Raw genomic sequence first — 21173 nt, 5'->3', positions numbered from 1 at the left:
AATAAGTAAACGATCAAATCTGAGTGACTCATTATTCAGATCTGGTCGTTTTTTGTTTGACAAGCTTTTGAATGACTCGATAATATTAAAACTGAAGAAAAAGCGGTAGAATATGATTAAACGAATAAAGGACTTTAAATGATGAATAAGAAAATTTTTAAAACATTAGAGTATCAGAAAGTAAAAGATAAATTAAAACCTTATTTGACTTCTCAAAATGGGCAGCAAGAACTAGCTGATCTAGGGCCAATGGTGGATAGAGATAAGATTCAATTTGCGCTGACCGAAACTCTAGATGGTGCAGATGCCTATCGGCTAAAGGGTGGCATTCCAATTGCCAAACTCGATAATATTTCGCCACAAATGAAACGGCTTGAAATTGGCGCAACTTTAAGTGGTCTCGAGTTGTCACAAGTAACAAAAATGTTACGAACCACACAGGATGTTTTAAACTTCTTTCAGAAACTTCAGGAAGAAAAGATTGACTTCAGAACTTTATATACAACCGTTAACAAGTTACAGTCTTTACCAGAGATCTCCAAACGTTTAATGAAATCCATTGAAGGCGATGGTCACATCACCAATGAAGCATCCGATAAATTGTTTGGGATTCGGAACCGAATCACAACAACTGAATCAGAAATTAGAGCTAAGATGGATGGTTACACGCGAGGGAAGGATGCTAAGTATTTAAGTGATTCGATTATAACCATGCGTGATGGCCGTTATGTTATTCCTGTAATGGCTCAGTATCGTAGTCATTTTGGGGGCGTGGTCCATGATCAAAGTGCTTCGGGACAAACAATGTACATTGAACCCCAAGCGGTTATGGAGCTTAATAATCGTTTACGTCAAAATCAAGTTGAAGAGAAAAATGAAGAAGAACGCATTTTAACTGAGTTATCGGAATTATTAATTCCATATCGAGAAGATTTGCTGAATAATGCGACAATTTTAGGTCACCTCGATTTTATCAATGCCAAAGCCCGCTATGCTGCTGAGATTAAGGCAACCGAGCCAACAATATCAGATCAAAATCAAGTCCATTTCAGGCAGGCCCGTCATCCTTTAATTAGTGCTAAAAAGATTGTTCCAAATGACATTGACCTTGGTGAGGATTATAAAGCGTTGATTATTACTGGTCCTAATACCGGTGGTAAAACAATTACTTTGAAGACGTTTGGTTTACTACAGTTAATGGCTCAGTCCGGTCTATTTATTCCAGTAGCTGAAAATAGCCAAATGGGAATTTTTACAGAAATATTTGCCGATATTGGCGATGAACAATCAATTGAACAAAACTTGAGTACTTTTTCTTCTCACATGGACAATATTGTAAAAATATTAAAGAAGGTTGATGATCATAGTTTAGTTTTGTTTGATGAGCTTGGTGGTGGAACAGATCCTAAAGAAGGGGCTGCATTAGCGATTGCTATTCTAGATCGAGTTGGAAGCTCTGGGAGTTACGTAATGGCAACAACGCATTATCCTGAGCTAAAAGCGTATGGTTATAATCGCCCTGAAACTATGAACGCAAGCATGGAATTCGACACACAGTCTTTGGAACCGACTTATAAACTATTAGTTGGAATTCCGGGAAGTAGTAATGCATTTGATATTGCCACACGTCTAGGACTTGAGTCGGGGATAATTACCCAGGCTAGATCTTTGATCGACCAAGATAGTCAGGATTTAAGTGCGATGATCTCTGATTTATCTAGTCGGCAAAAAGAGGCAGATGATCGGTCAGCTAAATTGAAGGTTGAAGTAGATGAAGCCACAACCTTGCATAAGGATTTAGCCAACGAATATCAAAAATTACGTAATTCAAAAGATCAGTATTTAGAAAAAGCCAAATTAGAGGCTAACAAATTAGTTGAAGATACCGAAGAAAAGACGGATGTCATTATTAAACGCCTTCGTAAAATGGAAATGCAAGGTGGCGTAGCAATTAAGGAAAACAAACTCATTGATTCTAAGAGTGAGTTAAATGCTCTCCATCAGGCACCAAATTTGAAAAAGAATCGTGTTTTGCAACGAGCAAAAGCAAAACAGGCCTTAAAGCCAAATGATGACGTGATGGTGACAAGTTATGGACAACGAGGGTCATTGCTACGGCAGACAGATAAAAAACACTGGGAAGTCCAAATGGGCATTATTAAGATGAAAGTGCCCACAGATGAAATTGAAAAATTAGCGCCTGAAAAAGGGCAGCCTCAAAGAAATCGCACAACTATTCATCGCACTAGCTCATCCGTTAAGCCAACGCTTGATTTGCGTGGCAAACGCTACGAAGAAGCTATGACAGAAGTGGATCGCTACATTGATTCGGCGTTACTTGCTGGCTATCCAATGGTAACCATTGTTCACGGAAAAGGTACCGGAGCTTTACGTAAAGGAATTACGCAATATTTACAAGGAAATCGACAGGTTAAGCATTTTGAATATGCGGCACCAAATGCTGGTGGTAATGGTGCAACGGTTGTTCAATTCAAGTAACTAATTTTTTGTAAGCAAAATCTTTGGCAATTAAATAGTTATTTGATAAACTGTGATTAGTTAATATGAGAAAGAAGGGTATCAAATGGTAGAAGCAATTACGGATGATAATTTTAAAGAAAAAACAGGTCAGGGTGTGACATTAACTGACTTTTGGGCAACTTGGTGTGGGCCTTGTCGGATGCAATCACCAGTTGTTGAACAACTTGAAGGTGAAATGACTGATAAAGTTCAGTTTTCAAAGATGGATGTGGATGCCAATCCTAAAACTGCCCAGAATTTTGGAATCATGAGTATTCCTACACTTATGGTTAAAAAAGATGGAGCCGTAGTGGATACATTGGTAGGCTACCATTCAAAAGAACAGATCCAAAAAGTATTGGATCAGTATGCTTAATTAAAATAAAGAAATGTGAGTTACAGGCTAATGTAAGAGTGACAGTTACATTGGTTCTGTAGCTTTTTTATTGTAAGGTAAATAAAGAATTAGTTAACAGTTGCGTTAACGGATTGTTACGAAGAGATTAAGTGTTAGTGTAAGGTTTTCCTAGATGGTCAATAAAATTCTAGGAATATTCATTTTGAGTTGAATATATAGAAAAAGACCTGTAGCCTTTTAATCGACGAAGATTAAAGGAAAGGATACAGGTCTTTCATGTATATTTTAGCAGATTTTATTGAATCATTGGGAAATTTAGACAGTTTATTTGATTTAGAGGAGCAGGTAATTCTTCATCTTAGGAAGTCATTCCAGCTGGTTGTAGCTGAATATCTGAGGCAATTAGATGAAACACTCGTTCCATCAATTCCGGCAGAAAATACATTCATTAATCGACAGGCCAGAACAATTGAGTTTATGTTTGGCGCCGTGAATTTTGAAAGAAGATGTTATCTTCGACCCAATGGAAGTTATTACTTCCCGTTGGATGAACAACTTCAGTTGGAAGAAAGAAAAAGAATTTCACCTTATTTTAAAAGTGTCGTTGCCAAAATTGGGCAAACGACAACGATGAGAAATACGGCCGCAATGATCAATCTGGCAAGTCAGACGGATATTAGTGCCTGGTCAGTAGACCGAATTATCAGAGACATGGCAGATACCGTGAAGACAGAAGAAAAATCGTCCGAAGAGAAACTAGTTAAGAAACGAAAAGTTGAAAACTTAGTGGTTGAAGGCGATGCCTTTGAGATACACAAAATTAATCGACGAAGACAAGACGTCCACCATTACATTGTTTTTGAATCAGGATTAGATGGAACAAGATCAAACAAAGTTGAGTTTGTTGGTATCAATCAAAAAAAGGTTCAAAAACGAGTAACTGACTACATTGAGAAGTATTATAAAATCAGTGAAATGACCGTGTTTACAGCAAGTGATGGTGGCCCAGGGTATAACCCGAAAAGTATGCGAGAAATAGTTCCGAGTGCTCAAAGAGTTGAATTTACTATCGATCGGTATCACTTTGTCAAAAAGATTAAACAAACCTTTGGTTTATTTAATCCATTGGTTGATAAGGCCGTTAAGAGCGTTAGCCTGTATGATCAGAATCAGTTAAACGTTATTTTAGATACATTTGAGTCGCAAATTAAAACTGATAAGGAACTTGAGAGCCTAAGGGTCCTAAGACAATATTTGGCAAGAAATTGGCAGTTTATAAAGTCTCCACACGATCGTGGCTTCATGAGGGTCGGCAAATTGGGATCCGTTGAAAGCTCACACAGAGCGTACACGTATCGAATGAAAAAGCAAGGCAAAGTATGGTCCGAAAAGGGCCTTGAGGCTATGTTGAAATTAATTGAAGCTCGGGTAAACGGTAAGCTAGATAAATACTTACGTGGTGGTTTAAGAAAGTTACAAGAGCTAACGATTGAGATCGCTACGGAATCATTGAAGACGTTGAGTTCAGCTCAGCTGAGCAACAAGCACCATTCTAAGCATATTGGAGTTCTTTCAGGTAAAATACCAGTTGATGCCCCAACAAGTAGCCCTATCGGAGCAATGGCAAAAATATTTTCAAACTAATTATTGTGTATAAATATTTGGTTGATTATAAGGCACCTAGGAAAACTTGACACATACAAAATGGTCATTTCATTTTCATATTAATTACAATAAGGTATAATTTATGTCAGTAGGTTATTGTGAATTTATACTAGGGGCGTTAGAGTAGTTTTAGATGGATGAGTAACCTTGATTAGTAAATATTTAGAGAGTGTGAGTGGAGTAAAATTATGGAAAAAACAATTTCAATTAATGCTGGAAGTTCGTCGTTGAAATTTAAACTGTTCGAAATGCCAAGTGAAAAGGTTTTGGCAAGTGGACAGGTGAATCGAATCGGAATTGATGGTTCCACATTTACAATTATTTATGGGGACCAACAAAATATTCGGATTGAAAAACCAGTTAAAAATCACGAAGTAGCAATTAACATTGTGTTGGACGCCCTCATTGACTTAAAAATTATCAAAAGTTATGACGAGATTACTGGGGGTGGCCATCGGGTTGTAGCTGGAGGTGAGCTTTTTAAAGGGTCTGTTCTCATTACAGACAAGGTGATTCAACAAATTGAGAGTTTGTCAGAATTAGCCCCCTTACATAATCCGGCGAACGTTATTGGAATTCGGGCCATGCAAAAGGTGCTCCCTAATGTTACTAGTGTTGCCGTGTTTGATACTTCTTTCCATGAAACATTACCTCCTAAGAATTATTTATATAGTATTCCTTACGAATATTATGAAAAATATGGTGCTCGTAAATATGGCGCTCATGGGACGAGCCATCAATCAGTTGCCTTAGAGGCGGCCAAGTTACTTGGAAAACCACTAAGCTCTTTAAAAATGATTACACTGCATTTAGGTGCTGGGTCTTCAGTTGATGCTATTTTAAATGGCCAGTCATATGATACTTCAATGGGATTTACGCCACTTTCTGGGATCACAATGGCAACTCGTTCTGGAGATATTGATGTTTCTTTAGTGAATTATCTGATGGAAAAACTAAACATTACAGATTTTTCCGAAATGATTAAGATTTTAAACACTAAATCAGGCTTGCTAGGAATTTCAGGAATCTCTTCTGATATGCGAGATGTCCTTGAGGCAAGACATAAGAGTCGGCGGGCTGAATTAGCCATAGAAATTTTTGTGAATAATATTGTGAAGTACATTGGCGCGTATATTGCCGAAATGCACGGAATTGACGTTTTAGTGTTCACTGCTGGCATTGGTGAAAATGGGATGTTGGTTCGAAAAATGATTGTAGACGAATTAGATTACTTTGGTCTTAAAATTGATAATGAGAAAAATCAAGTGCAAGGTGAATTGCGTGATATCAGTACAGCTGATTCTAAAGCCAAAGTATTGGTTGTGCCAACTAACGAAGAATTGGCGATTGCGCGTGAAGTTGAAAAATTTAAAAAAAGAACAAATTAAGCAAACTGTTAAAACACTAAACTTTTGTGAGGAGGATTTCACGATGGATTTATTTGATAGTTTAAAGGCAAAAATTAAGGGACAAAATAAAACGGTGGTTTTTCCAGAAGGTGAAGAGCCGCGGATTTTTACGGCCGCATCAAGGTTAGTACAAGATGGTTTGGCTAAGCCTATACTATTAGGCAAGCAGACTGAGATTGAAAAGCGCGCCGAAAAAGACGATATCAGTTTAGATGGAATTGAAATTATTAATCCTGATACATATCCAGAAGCTGACAAACAAGCAATGACAGATGCTTTAGTTGATCGGCGCAAGGGTAAAAATACCGTTGAAGAAGTCAAAAAGATGTTAGAAGACGTCAATTACTTTGGAACGATGTTAGTTTATTTGAAAAAAGCTGACGCCATGGTATCCGGAGCCGTGCATCCAACGGGAGACACGGTTCGTCCGGCCCTCCAAATTATTAAAACTAAACCCGGTGTCAAGCGGATTAGTGGGGCATTTGTGATGCAACGTAACAATGAGCGTTATATCTTTGCGGATACGGCGATCAATATTGATCCAGATGCGGCAACGTTGGCAGAGATTGCGGTTGAAAGTGCAGAAACAGCCAAGGTCTTTGATATTGAACCCAAAGTTGCAATGTTGAGCTTTTCGACAAAGGGATCTGCAAAGAGCGATGTGGTTACCAAGGTCCAAGAGGCAACTAAGTTAGCTCAAGAGAAAGCTCCTGGAGTAGAAATTGATGGCGAACTGCAATTTGATGCGGCGTTTGTACCAGATGTGGGGGCAAGCAAGGCACCAGATTCTAAGGTGGCAGGTCACGCAACGGTATTTGTCTTCCCAGAATTGCAATCGGGAAATATTGGCTATAAGATTGCCCAACGTTTAGGCCATTTCGAAGCGATTGGACCAATTTTGCAGGGATTGAATGCACCGGTGTCAGATTTGTCACGTGGTGCTAGTGATGAAGATGTTTATAAGGTAGCAATAATGACGGCGGCCCAGTCAATAAAATAGTGGGTGGAATAAACCGTTAAAAACCAGCATATAACTGTCCTGAAAGCGGGGAGAATTCCCCGCGGTAAGGATAGTTATATGCTGGTTTTGGTTTATGGAACCGTCTTAGAGCTCCGCCAAAAAATAATTCACAGACGTGACGGATGCGAGTTCTTGCGGATGGATTTGCCACAAGAATCGACAATGAGTGAATTATGGAAGATTTTCGGGACGAAAATCATCATTTATAAATGGAATAATGCGGGATTGCAATCCCGCGGGAGTCATGCTTATCTATCCCTTTTTGACTTGTCGAACCGTCCTGAAAAAATAAAAATCAAGGCGGTAAGGATAGTTATATGCTGGTTTTGTTTTATGGAATCGTCCTGAAGCTCAGTGGAAAACTGTGTTTAATTTCAAATTTTAATTTATTGAACCTTGACAGCACCTAAGAACATCTTTACACTAAGTATTAATTCATAGGCAGTACCAAGTCTGTGAATTGTGAATAATTTAAGAGAACACCGTTTAATTGTTTCAGAGAAAACAAAATGGTTGTGTCATCGATTAATAGAAGGGCCTTTTTAGGCTACCTAAATAAAACCATTTTGGAATCTGAAGCAAACGTTATGTTTGTTTTTGGATTCCTTTTTCTTTGGATCGATTCTACGCAAAATAGCTAAAAGGAAGAGGTATATGCATATGAATCGATTAGCAGTACAGTTACCAGGGTTAGATTTAAAGAATCCCATCATTCCAGCCAGTGGTACATTTGGTTATGGGGATGGTTTTGCCAAACGGTACGACTTGAATCTACTAGGGTCAATGGTTATCAAAACAACAACCCCGAAACCACGAGCAGGAAATGCTGCACCTCAATTCACCACAACAGTTGGCAGTCATTTGAATTCAGTTGGACTAAAAAATCCGGGGATTGATGTTGTGATGGCCGAAAGATTACCGTGGTTGGCTGAACATTTTCCAGAACTACCGATTATTGGCAGTGTGGCTGGAGATTCAATTGAAGAATATCGCGATTTGGTTGGTCAAATGAGCCAAGCACCAAACGTTCATGCGATTGAGTTAAATGTTTCCTGTCCCAATGTGGCTAACGGGGGCATGGCGTTCGGAGTTGATCCAGACGTGGTTAAAAAAATCACTGAACAATGCAAATCAGTTTCGAAAGTTCCCTTGTATGTGAAACTTTCGCCGAATGTGACTGACATTGGTGAAATTGCGGAAGCTGCTCAGGCGGGCGGTGCAGACGGAATTACCATGATCAATGCGATTTTGGGGATGCGGATTGATTTAAAAACGGGTAAACCTGTTTTAGCCAATCGGACAGGTGGGTTATCCGGACATGCACTTAAAACGGTGGCCATCCGAATGGTTGCAGAGGTGAGAAAGCATGTGACGTTGCCAATTATTGGAGTTGGTGGTGTTTATACTGCAGAGGATGCAGTTGAATTACTGATGGCGGGCGCCAATGCGATTGAAGTCGGAGCGGCTAACTATGACGATCCACTGACTTGTCCAAAAATCATTTCGACATTACCAATCGTGTTAGATAATTTGGGAATTTCGACAATTAATGATTTAACTAAGCAATAAGATTGATTGAATCAAAAAGAGTCATCCAAGTCGCGAGAATCAAAATCTCGTTGAATTTGGATGGCTCTTTTTAGTTATTTTGTTTTTAATTTAGCTTGGCACTCAGGACACAATCCGTAAATTTCAAAAAGATTACCGGAAACTTGATAACCAGTTTGCTTGGCTGCTTCTGTTTCCATTCGGTGAGCGTCTTTGGCAAAGCCATCATAGAATACGTCAGTGATCTTTCCGCAATTTGTACAAATTATATGATAGTGCGGTTTATTGAAATAATCATAATGGACACCGTCTTCACCATTAGCCAGTTCAATAACAAGGCCGAGGTCCACGAGTAACTTTAACGTATTGTAGGTGGTTGCCAAGCTCAGATTAGGCGATTCCTGATTTAAATCTTCATAGATGGTTTCAACAGTTGGATGGTTATGATGAGTAACCAAATAAGTCAAAATGGTCTGTCGTTGGGGCGTAATGCGGATATGCTTTTTTTGTAGTTCTTGGAGTGCTTCAGCGACTTCATCATTATCCATAAGTTGGCCTTCTTTCTTTTTAGTGAACATCAAATTCATTTAATCACTTTTTTTAAATGACATCAACTTGAAACAACAAAATGAAAATGGATTTTTCTTATTTTCAGAAATTAGTTTACACCAAACCAAATATGAAATACAATTAAATCGATTTAAAATGATTCTAATTTAGGCAGGAGAGAGCATTATGAATAGTAAAACAGATATATTTAGTGGGAATCGAAGTCTGCATAATTGGTTTGTGGGAATTTTGTTGGCAGGGACATTTACAATGTCAATTAGTCAATCGTCATTGTCTACAGCTTACCCAACCCTGATGCGTTACTTTGGAGTTTCCGCAACCACGATTCAGTGGCTCACCACGGGATTTATGTTGGTAATGTGTATTATGATGCCAATTAGTCCGTGGCTGCTCAGTAATGTGTCATTTAAGCATCTTTTTCAAGCAGTGTTGCTCTTGTTTGATGTGGGAACATTAATTATCTTGCTTGCTCCCAATTTTCCGGTGATGCTGTTAGGTCGGATTCTGGAAGCAATGGCGGTAGGAATCTTATTTCCATCCTACCAAAGTGTTATGTTGACCATTACGCCAGAAGAATCGCGTGGGGTCACAATGGGCGTTGTTGGCCTCGTGATGGGATCAGCGCTGGCAGTTGGGCCAATCATTTCCGGAATTGTTTTAAGATTTACTTCTTGGCAGGGGTTATTTGTTGTTTTTGCCATCATTATTACGATCGTTTGGTTACTTTCCTTCAAATACATTTCTGATGTGATGGAATTGAAGCGAACTAAGTTAGATTACATTTCGGTACTCAGTTCGTTAGGATTTATTGGAATTTTATATGTTATTAATCAGATTGGTAAACCTCAGGTAAACTGGTCACAACAGCTGATCTTATTAATTGTCAGTGTTGTTGCTGTGGGTTATTTTGTTTTTCGTCAATTTCACCAAAAAACGCCAATGTTGGAATTACGCGTCCTTAAAAGTTTTAACTTTGATTTGGCAGTCCTTTTAACTGGGGTTTCTTATATTGCCTTAATTGTCACAACTATCATTTTTCCACTCTATTATCAAGAGGTCCTTCATCTGTCGCCATTTGTATCTGGAATGGCGCTGGTTCCAGGGGCAATCTTTTTAAGTATTTTAAATCCGATTGCCGGAAGACTTGCGGATCGGATCGGGTTTAAAAGCGTTTTGCTGATCGGTATGAGTATGATCACATTGGGATGGGGAATTTTATTTGTGTTCTCGAGCTCGATTAGTTTAGGTGGAATGATTGTTTTAGGAATGTTAATCGAAGGCGGTAACGCATTTGTGATGATGCCAGCCGTGACCATGGGTGCGAATTCATTGCCAGACAACCTGATTGCCCACGGAACCGCAGTTATTACAACGGTTCGCCAAATTTTAGGCTCACTAGGAGTTGCCTGCGCCACAATCATTTTAACTGTGGTTACTAACAACCATATTGCCAAAGGAGAACATGTAGAAGTAGCTTCTCAAATGGGTTACAGAGCTGTATTTTTCACATTCTTTTTAGTTGCAATTGTTGGAATATTATTAGCAACTTTGCTTAAAAATTCAGAAAAAAAGGGTTAAATTGATAAACTGTTGTATACTAATAAAGTTGAATAAAAACGAGGTATATAACATGACTTGGAAGACGTTTGGTCATAAGTGTCGAACTTATTGGCAAGGATTCATGATTCGATTTAATCGTGCTGACGCGGCAAATAATGCCGTTGTTCTTGCCTTTTACACATTATTAGCAATGTTCCCCGCAATTATTTTTGTTGGGAACCTGTTGCCGTTATTCCACATCAATGTGGGAACGGTTCTTGAATATATTGAAACAGTTGTCCCGAGTACAATTTATCAAATTAGCCAACCCATTGTGAAAGATTTTTTGGAAAAAGGAAACGGCGAGGTATTGTCAGTTGGTGCCATTTTAATGTTATGGTCATCAAGCCAGGCTGTATCCGCTTTTCAGCGATCAATTAATCGCGCTTATGGGGTTGCAAAGTTTCAAAATCCCATTATTAATCGAATTGTTGGCTTTCTTTTCACCATTTTCTTTGTGGGGTTGATTGGGTTGATGATGTTTTTTTACAGTTTTGGTCAAACAATTGTGGCCTATCTAACGCCAATTCTCAAACTACCCCACAGTTTGTTTCAAATTGTTGGGAGTGTTAAATTGCCCTCAGCTTTAATTATTATATTTTTTAGTTTAACTATTTTATATTATGTAGTTCCTAATGCCAGAATCCGCTACGGCAGTGTTATCGTAGGATCGGCGGCAGCCACCATTGGTTTGATGGGGGTTTCTCAGTTTTTTACTGCGTATCTTCGTTTCTTTGCCCGTTCTGTAAACAGTTATAAAACTCTTGGAACTTTTATTGCGTTAATGTTCTGGTTAGAGTTTTCGGCACTGGTCATCATGATTGGTGGCGTAATTAATGCAACTAGTCAGGAATTAAAGTACGGCAATCTAGAGGACACAACCAAAGATTGGCAGCAAAGATTAAAAAGGCTTTGGAAATGATTGCAATAGGAATTATAGGGTTGTTGGTATCATTTTTTTGTTTAAAACGTGATTACTTTAAATTATGGTTGAAAGAATTCACATCTTGGAGGAGTTGCTAGTAATGAAAAAAAATAACGAAGAACTATTTGAAGGTTCAGTTGAAATTTATATGTCAACGCTGAAGTTTTTAGAACAAGTCCTTTCTGAGCCAACTAAGCAATATCATATTTCTTTTGAACAATTTTTAATTCTTCGCAACGTTCGTTATCACGATGATGTTACCCAAATGGGGATTGCTGAGCAACGAAAGGTGACAAGAAGTGCAATTGCTCGTCAAATCAAATCCTTGCTGCAGCTCGAATATATTTCCCAGACACCAGAACCTAAAGATCAACGAAAATTATATTTACGCTTAACGGATCGTGGTGCTGAAGTGGAAGATCAAATTGATCAAGAAGTTCACAAGGTTTTCGAAGGTTGGGTTGCTAAAATGGGCGAAGATAAAGTTACCGAATTATTGAAACTCTTGCAGGAATTTGGCAGCAAAATTATGGTAACAAAATAAATTTGATTGTAGAAAAAGACAGGAACATCATTAACATCTAAAATTAAGCAACTGGTTATTCTCTGGAGTAGGAGTAACAAGTCATTTAATTTTATGAGGTGCTGAGTGATGTTTCTGTCTTTTTTAACTCTTTTAATTAAAATCTAAAGGTTGAAAGTACAAAAATGACTTCAGTTACTGCTATTAAACGGCTTAGCCCACAAAAATTAGGTTAATTGTCGTTCTGTGGCTCACTTGGCCTGGAACGGGGTGCGAGTTCTTGTGGCAAAATTAGCCGCAAGAACTCGCACTACGTTCCGGACCAGATTTGCTGAAAGACGGTATTTTAATCTAATTTTGTTACCACGAACGTTTTTGTATCAAGCAATTGAATGTGATTTTGTACTTTCAACCTTTAATTAAAATCATTTACGCCATTCAGAATCACGTAATCAACTTTGCGGATTGATGCCAGTGAACGGCCACCCGCATAAGAAATAGCGGATTGTAAATCCTGGTGAATTTCTTCTAACGTATCTTGGATGTGACCACGATAGGGAACTAACATTTGGCGACCTTCAACGTTTTTATGCTGTCCCTTTTGAGTTTCTGAAGCTGAGCCGTAATATTGTTTATAATTTTTTCCATCAATTGTAATCATGTTGCCAGGTGATTCTTTATGTCCCGCCATTAGAGAGCCAATCATGACCATTGTGGCGCCAAAACGGACTGACTTGGCGATGTCACCGTTAGTTCGGATTCCACCATCAGCAATGATTGGCTTGCTTGCAGCCTTGGCACACCAACGAATGGCAGCTAACTGCCAACCACCAGTTCCAAAGCCAGTTTTTAACTTAGTAATGCAAGCTTTTCCAGGGCCAATTCCGACTTTTGTGGCATCAGCACCAGCATTTTCAAGCTCACGAACTGCTTCAGGGGTACCAACGTTTCCCGCAATCAAAAAGGTTTCGGGAAGCAAGGATTTGATGTGCTTAATCATACGAATCACGCTGTTGGCATGGCCATGGGCGATGTCAATGGTGATGAACTCAGGATTAGCTTTTTGTTCAGCCAGTTGAGCAATAAAATCAAATTCTTCTTTTTTTACCCCAACGCTAATTGAAGCAATTAATTTTTGTTCATGCATTTTTTTAATGAATGCCAGGCGGGTTTCAGGTTCGAAACGGTGCATGACGTAGAAATAACCGTTTTTAGCTAACCACACTGACAAATCTTCATTGATAACCGTTGCCATGTTGGCAGGGACAACCGGAACTTTAAACGTGTACTTTCCTAGTTTGACGGTAGTATCTGCTTCTGAGCGACTCTCAATAATACATTTGTTAGGAATTAGTTGAACATCTTGATAATCAAAAACTCTCATAATTTTGTGTCCCTTCTTTTAATGATTAAGCATTCCAACTGTCAGTTAAAACGTTGGTTTGTTCACGATCTGGGCCTACTGAAAATGTGGAAAGAGGAATTCCAACTAATTCGGAAACTCGTTTCAGGTAGTTCCGCGCATTTTCAGGTAGGGCATCTAAAGTTTTACATGAGGTAATATCTTCGTTCCATCCAGGTAATTCTTCATAAATTGGTTCACAGTTTTCAATTGCTTTTTCAGCCGCTGGATAGTGATAAATGGTTTTGCCGTCTAACTTATAGGCGGTACAAATTTTGATGGTTGATAAACCGGTTAAAACATCTAAACAGTTTAAACAAAGACTTGATAGGCCACTAACGCGCTTGGCATGACGTAACACAACGGTATCTAACCAACCGATTCGACGAGGACGGCCGGTTACCGTTCCATATTCATGGCCGGCTTCACGGATGAAATCACCAATCTGGTTAAGTTGTTCAGTAGGAAATGGGCCATCACCAACTCTGGATGTGTAAGCTTTACAAGCGCCGACCACTTGGTTGATTCGTTGAGGGCCAACACCAGCACCAACTGCGGCGCCACCGGCAATCGGGTTAGAAGAGGTCACATAAGGGTAAGTCCCATGATCAAAATCTAACATGACACCCTGAGAGCCTTCAAACAAAACTCTTTTGTTATCATCGAGTGCATCATTTATAAGGACTGATGTGTCTGTAACTTGATCTTTGATTTCTTGACCATATTGATAGTAGCTTTCAAAAATATCTTCGAACTTCAATGGTTCTGTTTCATATAATTTAGTAAATAATAAGTTCTTCGCTTTTAAATTTGTTCTTAATTTTTCTTCAAAGGTTTCGCGGTCTAACAAATCACAGATTCGAATTCCGATTCGTTCAGCCTTATCCATATAAGCAGGGCCGATTCCTTTGTGCGTGGTGCCAATTTTACCAGCTGCTTTGGATTGTTCCTGTAACTCATCCAAACGAATGTGATAAGGAAGAATTACTTGAGCCCGGTCGGAAATCCTCAGATTATTTGTGGGAATCCCATTGCTTTCTAAGTAGTGCAATTCGTTGTGTAACGATTTTGGATTAACCACAACCCCGTTTCCGATGACACTCAAACCATCCTGATTAAAAATTCCAGATGGAATAAGTTGTAATGCGAATTTTTTGCCTTGAAAGACGATTGAATGTCCGGCATTATCTCCGCCAGAGAAACGAACGGTTAAAGCAGCCTTACGACCTAGAAAGTCGGTGATTTTACCTTTTCCTTCATCGCCCCATTGACTACCTACAACTACTATTGATGACATTTAAAGACCCCCGAATAATTTGATTTACGCAACTAGACAAGTGTAACAAGGCTTTTCAAAAAATGCAAGTAAAAAACGAACAATAAAATAATATATTTAAAGTAAAGTTTGTGTTTAATAACATTATCTTTTGTAAAAAGATGATTATTAACTAATAATAATGGAATATGCGATATTTATATGATATAGTATTATACGGATATTAGCTGGAATTGTTCTGATTAAAGAAATGTGAGGAATACGAATGTTAGAAAGATATACGCGTGAAGAAATGGGTAATGTTTGGAGTTTACATAATCAATATGCATCATGGCTAAAAGTTGAAATTTCGGCAGTTAAGGCGTGGGGAAAACTAGGAAAAATTTCTGCTGATGATGTGGCCAAAATTCAGAAAAATGCGAAATTTGATGAAACCCGTATCGCAGAAATTGAAGTTGTGACGCATCACGATGTCATTGCTTTTACCCGCGACGTTTCAGAATCTTTAGGTGCTGAAAAAAAGTGGGTCCATTATGGGTTAACAAGTACTGATGTTGTGGATACTGCGCAAGGTTATCGTTTAAAGCAGGCCAATGAGATTATTCGTCGTGATCTGAAAACTTTCAAACAAACGTTAGCCAGCCAAGCAAAAAAGTATAAATATACGGTGATGATGGGTAGAACGCATGGTGTGCATGCGGAACCAATGACGTTTGGTTTGAAATTGGCGCGTTGGTATTCAGAAATCAATCGAGATATTGAACGGTTTGAACATGCAGCTAAGGGCGTTGAAGCCGGAAAAATTAGTGGCGCCGTGGGAACATTTGCGAATGTTCCCCCTGAAGTGGAAGAATTTGTATGTGAAGATTTAGGATTGAATGCACAAGAGATTTCGACGCAAATTTTGCCACGTGATTTACATGCGGAATATATTGCCACGCTTGCTTTAATTGCGACCAGCGTTGAGGAGTTTGCCACCGAGATTCGTGGTTTGCAAAAATCAGAGGTGCGTGAAGTTGAAGAACATTTTGCACCTGGTCAAAAGGGATCTTCAGCAATGCCCCATAAACGTAATCCCATCGGTTCAGAAAACGTTTCGGGATTAGCGCGGGTAATTCGTGGGCATGTGCAAACGGCTTATGAAGACGTGAATTTATGGCATGAACGTGATATTTCGCATTCATCTGCTGAACGAATTATTTTACCGGATACGACAATTTTAGTAGATTATATTTTAACGCGGATGAATAAAATTATTGGTGAATTAACGGTATTTCCAGAACATATGAAGGCTAATATGGGACGTAGTTTTGGTTTGATTTACAGCCAACGCGTGTTACTGAAGCTAATTGATGCGGGGATGTCACGTGAAGATGCGTATGATCGGATTCAGCCGTTAACGGCCAAAGCATGGGATGAAGAAATTCAATTTAAGCCATTGGTTGAAAATGATCCAGTGATTCAAAAACACCTCACTAAAAAAGAAATAGATGATGCCTTTGATTACCGGTATCATCTAAAGAATGTGGATTATATTTTTAATCGGGTGGGAATAAAATAGAGTGCTTAAAAAGGACGGTTAGCTCTTGAGCATTAGCTTAGATAGTTAAATGATTCGGGTTAGGAATCGTTTGACTACCGTAGCTACTACTCCGCAAAAGTAGATGATTTTCGTTCCGAAAATCTTTTATGCTTCGGACGTTGGCCATTCTTGTGGCCGAAAACCGGACCGCAAGAAACATGGCAAGCGGAGAGAGCTGCCCTTTTTTGCACGTTTCGGATCTAAAAAAGATGATCTAGTTAACCGAATGATTCGATCTTGGAATCGTTTGGTTAACGTAGCTACTACTCCGCAAAAGTAGATGATTTTCGTTCCGAAAATCTTTTATGCTTCGGACGTTGGCCATTCTTGTGGCCGAAAACCGGACCGCAAGAAACATGGCAAGCGGAGAGAGCTGTCCTTTTTTTGCACGTTTCGGATCTAAAAAAAGATGATCTGGTTAACCGAATGATTCGATCTTGGAATCGTTTGACTATCGTAGCTACTACTCCACAAAAGTAGATGATTTTCGTTCCGAAAATCTTTCATGCTTCGGACGTTGACCATTCTTGTGGCCGAGACCCAGACCGCAAGAACATGGCAAGCGGAGGAAGCTGCGACTTGTACTTGCTGATTTTCGGCTTAGTACAATCGACATCGACACGAAAGTTAGTGTCTTTTTAAACACGTTTCGGACCCTAAGGAAAAGTGATAGCTTAATTACTGGATTCATCTGTTTTAGCAAGCTCAGTTCAGATCCTTTAAATACCCAGAGAGTCGCGTTAATCTTTGCTGAAATATGCAGCCAACCAAAATTAGCAAGACACCAGTTACAATTAAAATGTAACGAATGGAAACTTGATCAGCCAGCGGTCCATAAACGAGCATGGCAATTGGATAAATTCCAGTTGATACAATTTGCAAAATGGAAAAAACACGGCCCATCTTTTCCTTAGCGACATTTTCTTGAATTAAGATGTTTGATGTCGCTTGAATAATTGGCATGCAAATTCCTGAGAAAAACATGAAGAGTAGGTAGACCCAAAAGGGTTCAGGCAATCCCATGACGGCAAAACTAATTCCCGATCCGACAAAACCAACAGCAATTAATTTGATTTTGTGAGGGAGGCGTTTTTGCATTGTAATGTAGAAACTTCCTAACAGGGCTCCCATTGTCCAAAGCAACTCGTTTAGCGTCAATCGCCAAACTGCGGATCCAAATGTTCGTTTAACGAATAATGTGGATAATTGTGAAGATGGGGCAACCAAAATAAAGGCAATTAACGTGAATAGCATAAAATTACGAAGGTAACGATGTGAGAAGGTGTACTGTAAACCATCTCTAATTCCCGAAAGTCCCGTAACTTGTTCGTGAGGTTGCTGATCTTGTTGCGAAGCCTGGACACGCGACATTAAAATGATTCCCGTTGTAGCAGTGATTAAATCAACCACAAAGACAAACATAATGCCGAGCCTTCCTAAGATAAAACCACTTAGAATCGGGGAAATTAATAAGAGAATGGAACTAATAAACTGATTTAAGCCGTTTATACGGGAAAGCTCTTTTTTGGGCGTTATTTCTGGTAGCAAGGCATTACCAGCTGGGGTTTGAATGCCCGAACCTAGTGAACGAATGGCGGCAATTAAAAGAAGCAGCCAAAGATCACGTGAAAAGAAAAAATAGATTATGGCTGTTCCAACGGTTAACAAAGTGACTAACGAACTGGAAGCAATAATCAGTTTTTTGCGACTGTATTGATCAGACCAAATACCAGCCCATAGTGAAATTAAAATTTGTGGTAATGTTGTCGCCATGGTAGCCAGCATAATCCAGGTTCCAGAAGATGTTTTTAAGGCAATGTACCAAAGAATGGCGAAGTAAACGGAAGAAGAACCGAACAAGAAAAAGTTTTGAGAAGCTAAAAAATAACCGACATTTCTTTTCCAGTTGTGTGATTCAATAGAGGGCATGTTAACCATCTCCTTTTGTCATTATTTTACCACGAAGGAAATGGTGAGTACTAAGGAAAATGAGCGCAAAATAAAATCCCAAGTTTTATCGGCTAAAGTGCGGATAAAGTTTGGGATTCTTCTAATTTATTCAGTCGTTTTGAATTTTTGGTCAAGCGCTTCGGTTAAAATCTGAGAAACATTAATGCCAGTTTGTTTTGCCCAATCGTTCAAGTATTGAGGAATGGTCACATTGCGACGAATTCGTTTTGTGTTTTTTGTTTCATGTTCTTCAATTGGAATCATGATGACATTTTCACCCTCAACTAAATGAGTGTGTTTCATATCAGATGGTTCGGGCATTTCGTCTTGAGCCATAATTGCTTTTTCTGCCTTTTCAGTTGCTTGAACTAATGTGTCACCCTCAATTAGCATTCCTGGGAAATCTGGGATTAGTAATTCTACAGAGCCATTTCGACCCGAAAAAATAGCTGGATAAATTTTCATACACATTCTCCTTTTCGTCGGAACTAAATTTTCTATAATGTGTATTATACATACATGAATATTATAAGTAAAGCCATATGATAATCATAAATCTAAACTCGATAAACAAGCTTAATAACTTCACAGACGACGGGATCATTTGTGGAAAACTGACGATCATATTTGTTCATTTGAGCTGCAAATTTATTTTTGCTACGCTCTTGCCAATCTTCAAGTGTGCGTTTACCTTCAGCTTCATTGTAAGCATGTTCTGCTGAAACACGGAAAAATGGAACCAATTCAGAAACAACTGTTTCAATAATTCCCACAGCATGCATGTCGGCATTTAAAAGAACGGCATAATCGCCTACTTGGGGGATTGGTTCGTCTTTAGAAGAATAGTAAGCAAGTGGTTTGGATGTGGCAATTTTGTCACCAGCCAGAATTTTATCGGTGAGTTCACTAACCTCTTTTGAATTGGATTGTTCACCAAACCAACGCGTTTGAAAAGTCTTATTGGTAAGCTGATGAGATTTTGCAAAATCTGTCCAAATTTTTTCTGCACTAATAGCCATGATAGTTAGTCCCCATTTCATTATTTAATGACTGTAGTGTAGCACTTTGAAGATGGGAAGTGAACGAATTTTGTTTGTGAAACGCCATAAATGTAAGCCTTTTATATTTTGTAAAAAATTAAGTTATCCGATAAATCATGAATTGGATTTCTAAACGAAGTAATTCATTTTTGGTATAATGAGCTTAGAAGTAGTTTGGGAGGGATGGTAGTGAAGAAAGAACGAATTTTAAACGTTGAGGGCAGTGTGAATTTTCGTGAACTTGGCGGATATTCAACCAAAGATGGAAAATCCATCAAATGGCAAAAGCTTTTACGTTCTGGTGATCTAAGTAGGTTGACGGATGAAGCTGTGCAGAATTTGAACGATTACGGTCTTCACTATGATATCGATTTACGTTCTCCTTCAGAAGCTGGATGGCTACAGGATCGTTTACCTAATGACGTAATTTATCGTTCATATCCGGTTTATCCAATTGCCAAAAGTGAAACTTCTGACCTACCTGAATTGCCAAATGACTCAACGACAAGCGACTATTCTCATCCCTATGCTTTGATGATTATGAATCCGCAAAGTCAGTTAGCATTTCGAATGATGTTTCAAGATATGCTAGCTAATTCAGATTCAAAAAAGTCGTTGCTTTTTCATTGTGCAGCCGGAAAAGATCGTACTGGAGTTGCGGGATTCTTAATTTTAACTGCGTTGGGAGTCGATTACCCGCTGATTAAACAGGATTACATTTTAACGAACGTTGTTTACAGTACAATGGATCAAGACAGTTTACGAAAACAACTGAAAAATGACAAAGCTGAAAACTTTGTTAATAAAATGAATTCGGTTTTTCAGGTGCAAGGAGATACTTTAGACATCGCCAGACAGGCTATTTTGGATAATTATGGCGATTATGAAACTTACTTTAAACAGGCAATGAAACTTTCCAAGGCTGATTTAGATGATTTAAAAGCGATTTACTTAGAATAAAGAGGCTAATCATGGAAAAACAGCGAGTTTTACCGATCAAATCGGGATTGAATTTTCGCGAGTTGGGTGGTTATTCAACGAAAGATGGAAAGACGATTAAGTGGCAAAAGCTTTTGCGGTCAGGGTATTTGTCAGTGCTCACAAAAGAGGACAAACATTATCTTAGTGATTATGGGTTACGTTATGACGTTGATTTGCGTTCGGATTATGAGATTTCACGAAATCCCGATCCTCATATTCCAGAAATGGTGCAGGTAACGGCTTCAGTTTATCCATTTACAACTCAGCAACCATCAAGTATTAAACGATGGCTGAAACACCTGTTCCATAAAGAAACGCACGAACCAAGCATGCTTTCGGATCCATATCAACTGATGGTTCTTGATAACCATGCTCAGACGGCGTTTAAAAAATTATTCCAGGTTTTGCTAAAAAATGATCAACCAGATGAATCAGTTGTCTTCCACTGTTCAGCGGGTAAGGATCGAACGGGAATTGCGGCGTTTTTAGTTTTAAGTGCCCTTGGGGTTCCTCAAGAAACAATTGAAAATGATTATTTACTTTCAAATCAAGTTCTCTTTGGAAAAATGCCGTCATTAAAATCAGCTACAGCTACAAAAAATACGGCACTTGACCGCATGAACCAGGCTAGAAATGTGAATCTGCAAAGCCTTCATTTGGCTGAACAGGCAATTGAAACTTCATACCAGGGGATAACTAATTATCTTCATGAAGCGATGAATTTGTCTGACGAAGATTTAAATCAATTAAAAGAGCTTTATACAGAACAGAAAAAAGTTTGACAACAGATATCCTGTGTCAAAC

Annotated in this window: 18 protein-coding genes; 12 read left to right on the top strand and 6 right to left on the bottom strand. The window is 38.8% G+C overall.

The window, feature by feature from the left end:
• Window positions 1–141: 141 nt before the first annotated feature.
• The 6 genes from ADU73_RS02755 (at window position 142) to ADU73_RS02730 (ending at window position 8542) form a co-directional block, all read left to right on the top strand.
• Window positions 142–2499 (top strand): endonuclease MutS2, encoded by a 2358-nt coding sequence (locus tag ADU73_RS02755; protein ID WP_046872074.1) that lies wholly within the window; start codon window positions 142–144, stop codon window positions 2497–2499.
• Between the two features lie 85 nt (window positions 2500–2584).
• Entirely contained in the window at window positions 2585–2896 is a 312-nt protein-coding gene (gene trxA, locus ADU73_RS02750; RefSeq protein ID WP_046872068.1) for a thioredoxin, read from the top strand.
• 258 nt (window positions 2897–3154) lie between these two features.
• On the top strand, window positions 3155–4522 hold the full coding sequence (locus ADU73_RS02745) for an ISLre2 family transposase (protein ID WP_046872291.1): 1368 nt from the start codon (window positions 3155–3157) through the stop codon (window positions 4520–4522).
• A gap of 209 nt (window positions 4523–4731) precedes the next feature.
• Entirely contained in the window at window positions 4732–5931 is a 1200-nt protein-coding gene (locus ADU73_RS02740) for an acetate/propionate family kinase (RefSeq protein ID WP_062913153.1), read from the top strand.
• 43 nt (window positions 5932–5974) lie between these two features.
• A complete protein-coding gene (gene pta / locus ADU73_RS02735; protein WP_062913450.1) occupies window positions 5975–6952 on the top strand; it encodes a phosphate acetyltransferase in 978 nt (325 codons plus the stop codon).
• 681 nt (window positions 6953–7633) lie between these two features.
• Window positions 7634–8542 carry a dihydroorotate dehydrogenase gene (locus ADU73_RS02730; protein WP_046870692.1) on the top strand — a complete coding sequence of 303 codons (909 nt, stop codon included), beginning with the start codon at window positions 7634–7636 and terminating at the stop codon, window positions 8540–8542.
• Between the two features lie 74 nt (window positions 8543–8616).
• Here ADU73_RS02730 and ADU73_RS02725 read toward each other — a convergent pair whose 3' ends face one another.
• Window positions 8617–9069 (bottom strand): Fur family transcriptional regulator, encoded by a 453-nt coding sequence (locus ADU73_RS02725; RefSeq protein WP_046870691.1) that lies wholly within the window; start codon window positions 9067–9069, stop codon window positions 8617–8619.
• A 187-nt stretch (window positions 9070–9256) separates the two neighbouring features.
• Between ADU73_RS02725 and ADU73_RS02720 the strand changes: the two genes are divergently transcribed.
• The 3 genes from ADU73_RS02720 (at window position 9257) to ADU73_RS02710 (ending at window position 12159) form a co-directional block, all read left to right on the top strand.
• Window positions 9257–10669 (top strand): MDR family MFS transporter, encoded by a 1413-nt coding sequence (locus ADU73_RS02720; protein WP_056986259.1) that lies wholly within the window; start codon window positions 9257–9259, stop codon window positions 10667–10669.
• A gap of 52 nt (window positions 10670–10721) precedes the next feature.
• Window positions 10722–11612 carry a YihY/virulence factor BrkB family protein gene (locus ADU73_RS02715; RefSeq protein ID WP_062913152.1) on the top strand — a complete coding sequence of 297 codons (891 nt, stop codon included), beginning with the start codon at window positions 10722–10724 and terminating at the stop codon, window positions 11610–11612.
• Window positions 11613–11715: 103 nt separating this feature from the next.
• Window positions 11716–12159: a MarR family winged helix-turn-helix transcriptional regulator gene (locus ADU73_RS02710; RefSeq protein WP_046870648.1), complete on the top strand. Its 444-nt coding sequence runs from the start codon at window positions 11716–11718 to the stop codon at window positions 12157–12159.
• Between the two features lie 394 nt (window positions 12160–12553).
• On the opposite strand, the gene ADU73_RS02705 is transcribed toward ADU73_RS02710, so the two are convergent.
• Both ADU73_RS02705 and ADU73_RS02700 read right to left on the bottom strand, forming a co-directional pair.
• Complete coding sequence (locus ADU73_RS02705; RefSeq protein ID WP_056986257.1) at window positions 12554–13522, bottom strand: GMP reductase; 969 nt, start codon at window positions 13520–13522, stop codon at window positions 12554–12556.
• 25 nt (window positions 13523–13547) lie between these two features.
• The gene (locus ADU73_RS02700) at window positions 13548–14837 is read right to left on the bottom strand and encodes an adenylosuccinate synthase (protein WP_046870647.1); all 1290 of its coding nucleotides are present in this window, start codon (window positions 14835–14837) and stop codon (window positions 13548–13550) included.
• Between the two features lie 244 nt (window positions 14838–15081).
• Here ADU73_RS02700 and purB point away from each other — a divergent pair, with 244 nt between their 5' ends.
• Window positions 15082–16377, top strand: a complete 1296-nt coding sequence (gene purB / locus ADU73_RS02695; protein WP_046870646.1) for an adenylosuccinate lyase — start codon at window positions 15082–15084, stop codon at window positions 16375–16377.
• Between the two features lie 726 nt (window positions 16378–17103).
• On the opposite strand, the gene ADU73_RS02690 is transcribed toward purB, so the two are convergent.
• The 3 genes from ADU73_RS02690 to ADU73_RS02680 form a co-directional block, all read right to left on the bottom strand.
• The gene (locus ADU73_RS02690; RefSeq protein ID WP_371861605.1) at window positions 17104–18327 is read right to left on the bottom strand and encodes an MFS transporter; all 1224 of its coding nucleotides are present in this window, start codon (window positions 18325–18327) and stop codon (window positions 17104–17106) included.
• Between the two features lie 126 nt (window positions 18328–18453).
• Window positions 18454–18813: a type II toxin-antitoxin system HicB family antitoxin gene (locus ADU73_RS02685; RefSeq protein WP_052694445.1), complete on the bottom strand. Its 360-nt coding sequence runs from the start codon at window positions 18811–18813 to the stop codon at window positions 18454–18456.
• A 92-nt stretch (window positions 18814–18905) separates the two neighbouring features.
• Complete coding sequence (locus ADU73_RS02680) at window positions 18906–19367, bottom strand: ASCH domain-containing protein (RefSeq protein WP_062913151.1); 462 nt, start codon at window positions 19365–19367, stop codon at window positions 18906–18908.
• A gap of 210 nt (window positions 19368–19577) precedes the next feature.
• Here ADU73_RS02680 and ADU73_RS02675 point away from each other — a divergent pair, with 210 nt between their 5' ends.
• Both ADU73_RS02675 and ADU73_RS02670 read left to right on the top strand, forming a co-directional pair.
• Window positions 19578–20348, top strand: a complete 771-nt coding sequence (locus ADU73_RS02675) for a tyrosine-protein phosphatase (protein WP_046870642.1) — start codon at window positions 19578–19580, stop codon at window positions 20346–20348.
• A gap of 11 nt (window positions 20349–20359) precedes the next feature.
• Window positions 20360–21151 carry a tyrosine-protein phosphatase gene (locus ADU73_RS02670; protein WP_046870641.1) on the top strand — a complete coding sequence of 264 codons (792 nt, stop codon included), beginning with the start codon at window positions 20360–20362 and terminating at the stop codon, window positions 21149–21151.
• Window positions 21152–21173: the final 22 nt, after the last annotated feature.

The sequence above is a fragment of the Pediococcus damnosus genome, assembly GCF_001611155.1.
Classification (GTDB): Bacteria; Bacillota; Bacilli; order Lactobacillales; family Lactobacillaceae; genus Pediococcus; species Pediococcus damnosus.
Note: the sequence above shows the minus strand (reverse complement) of the source record. Positions and strands in the feature narration are given on the sequence as shown.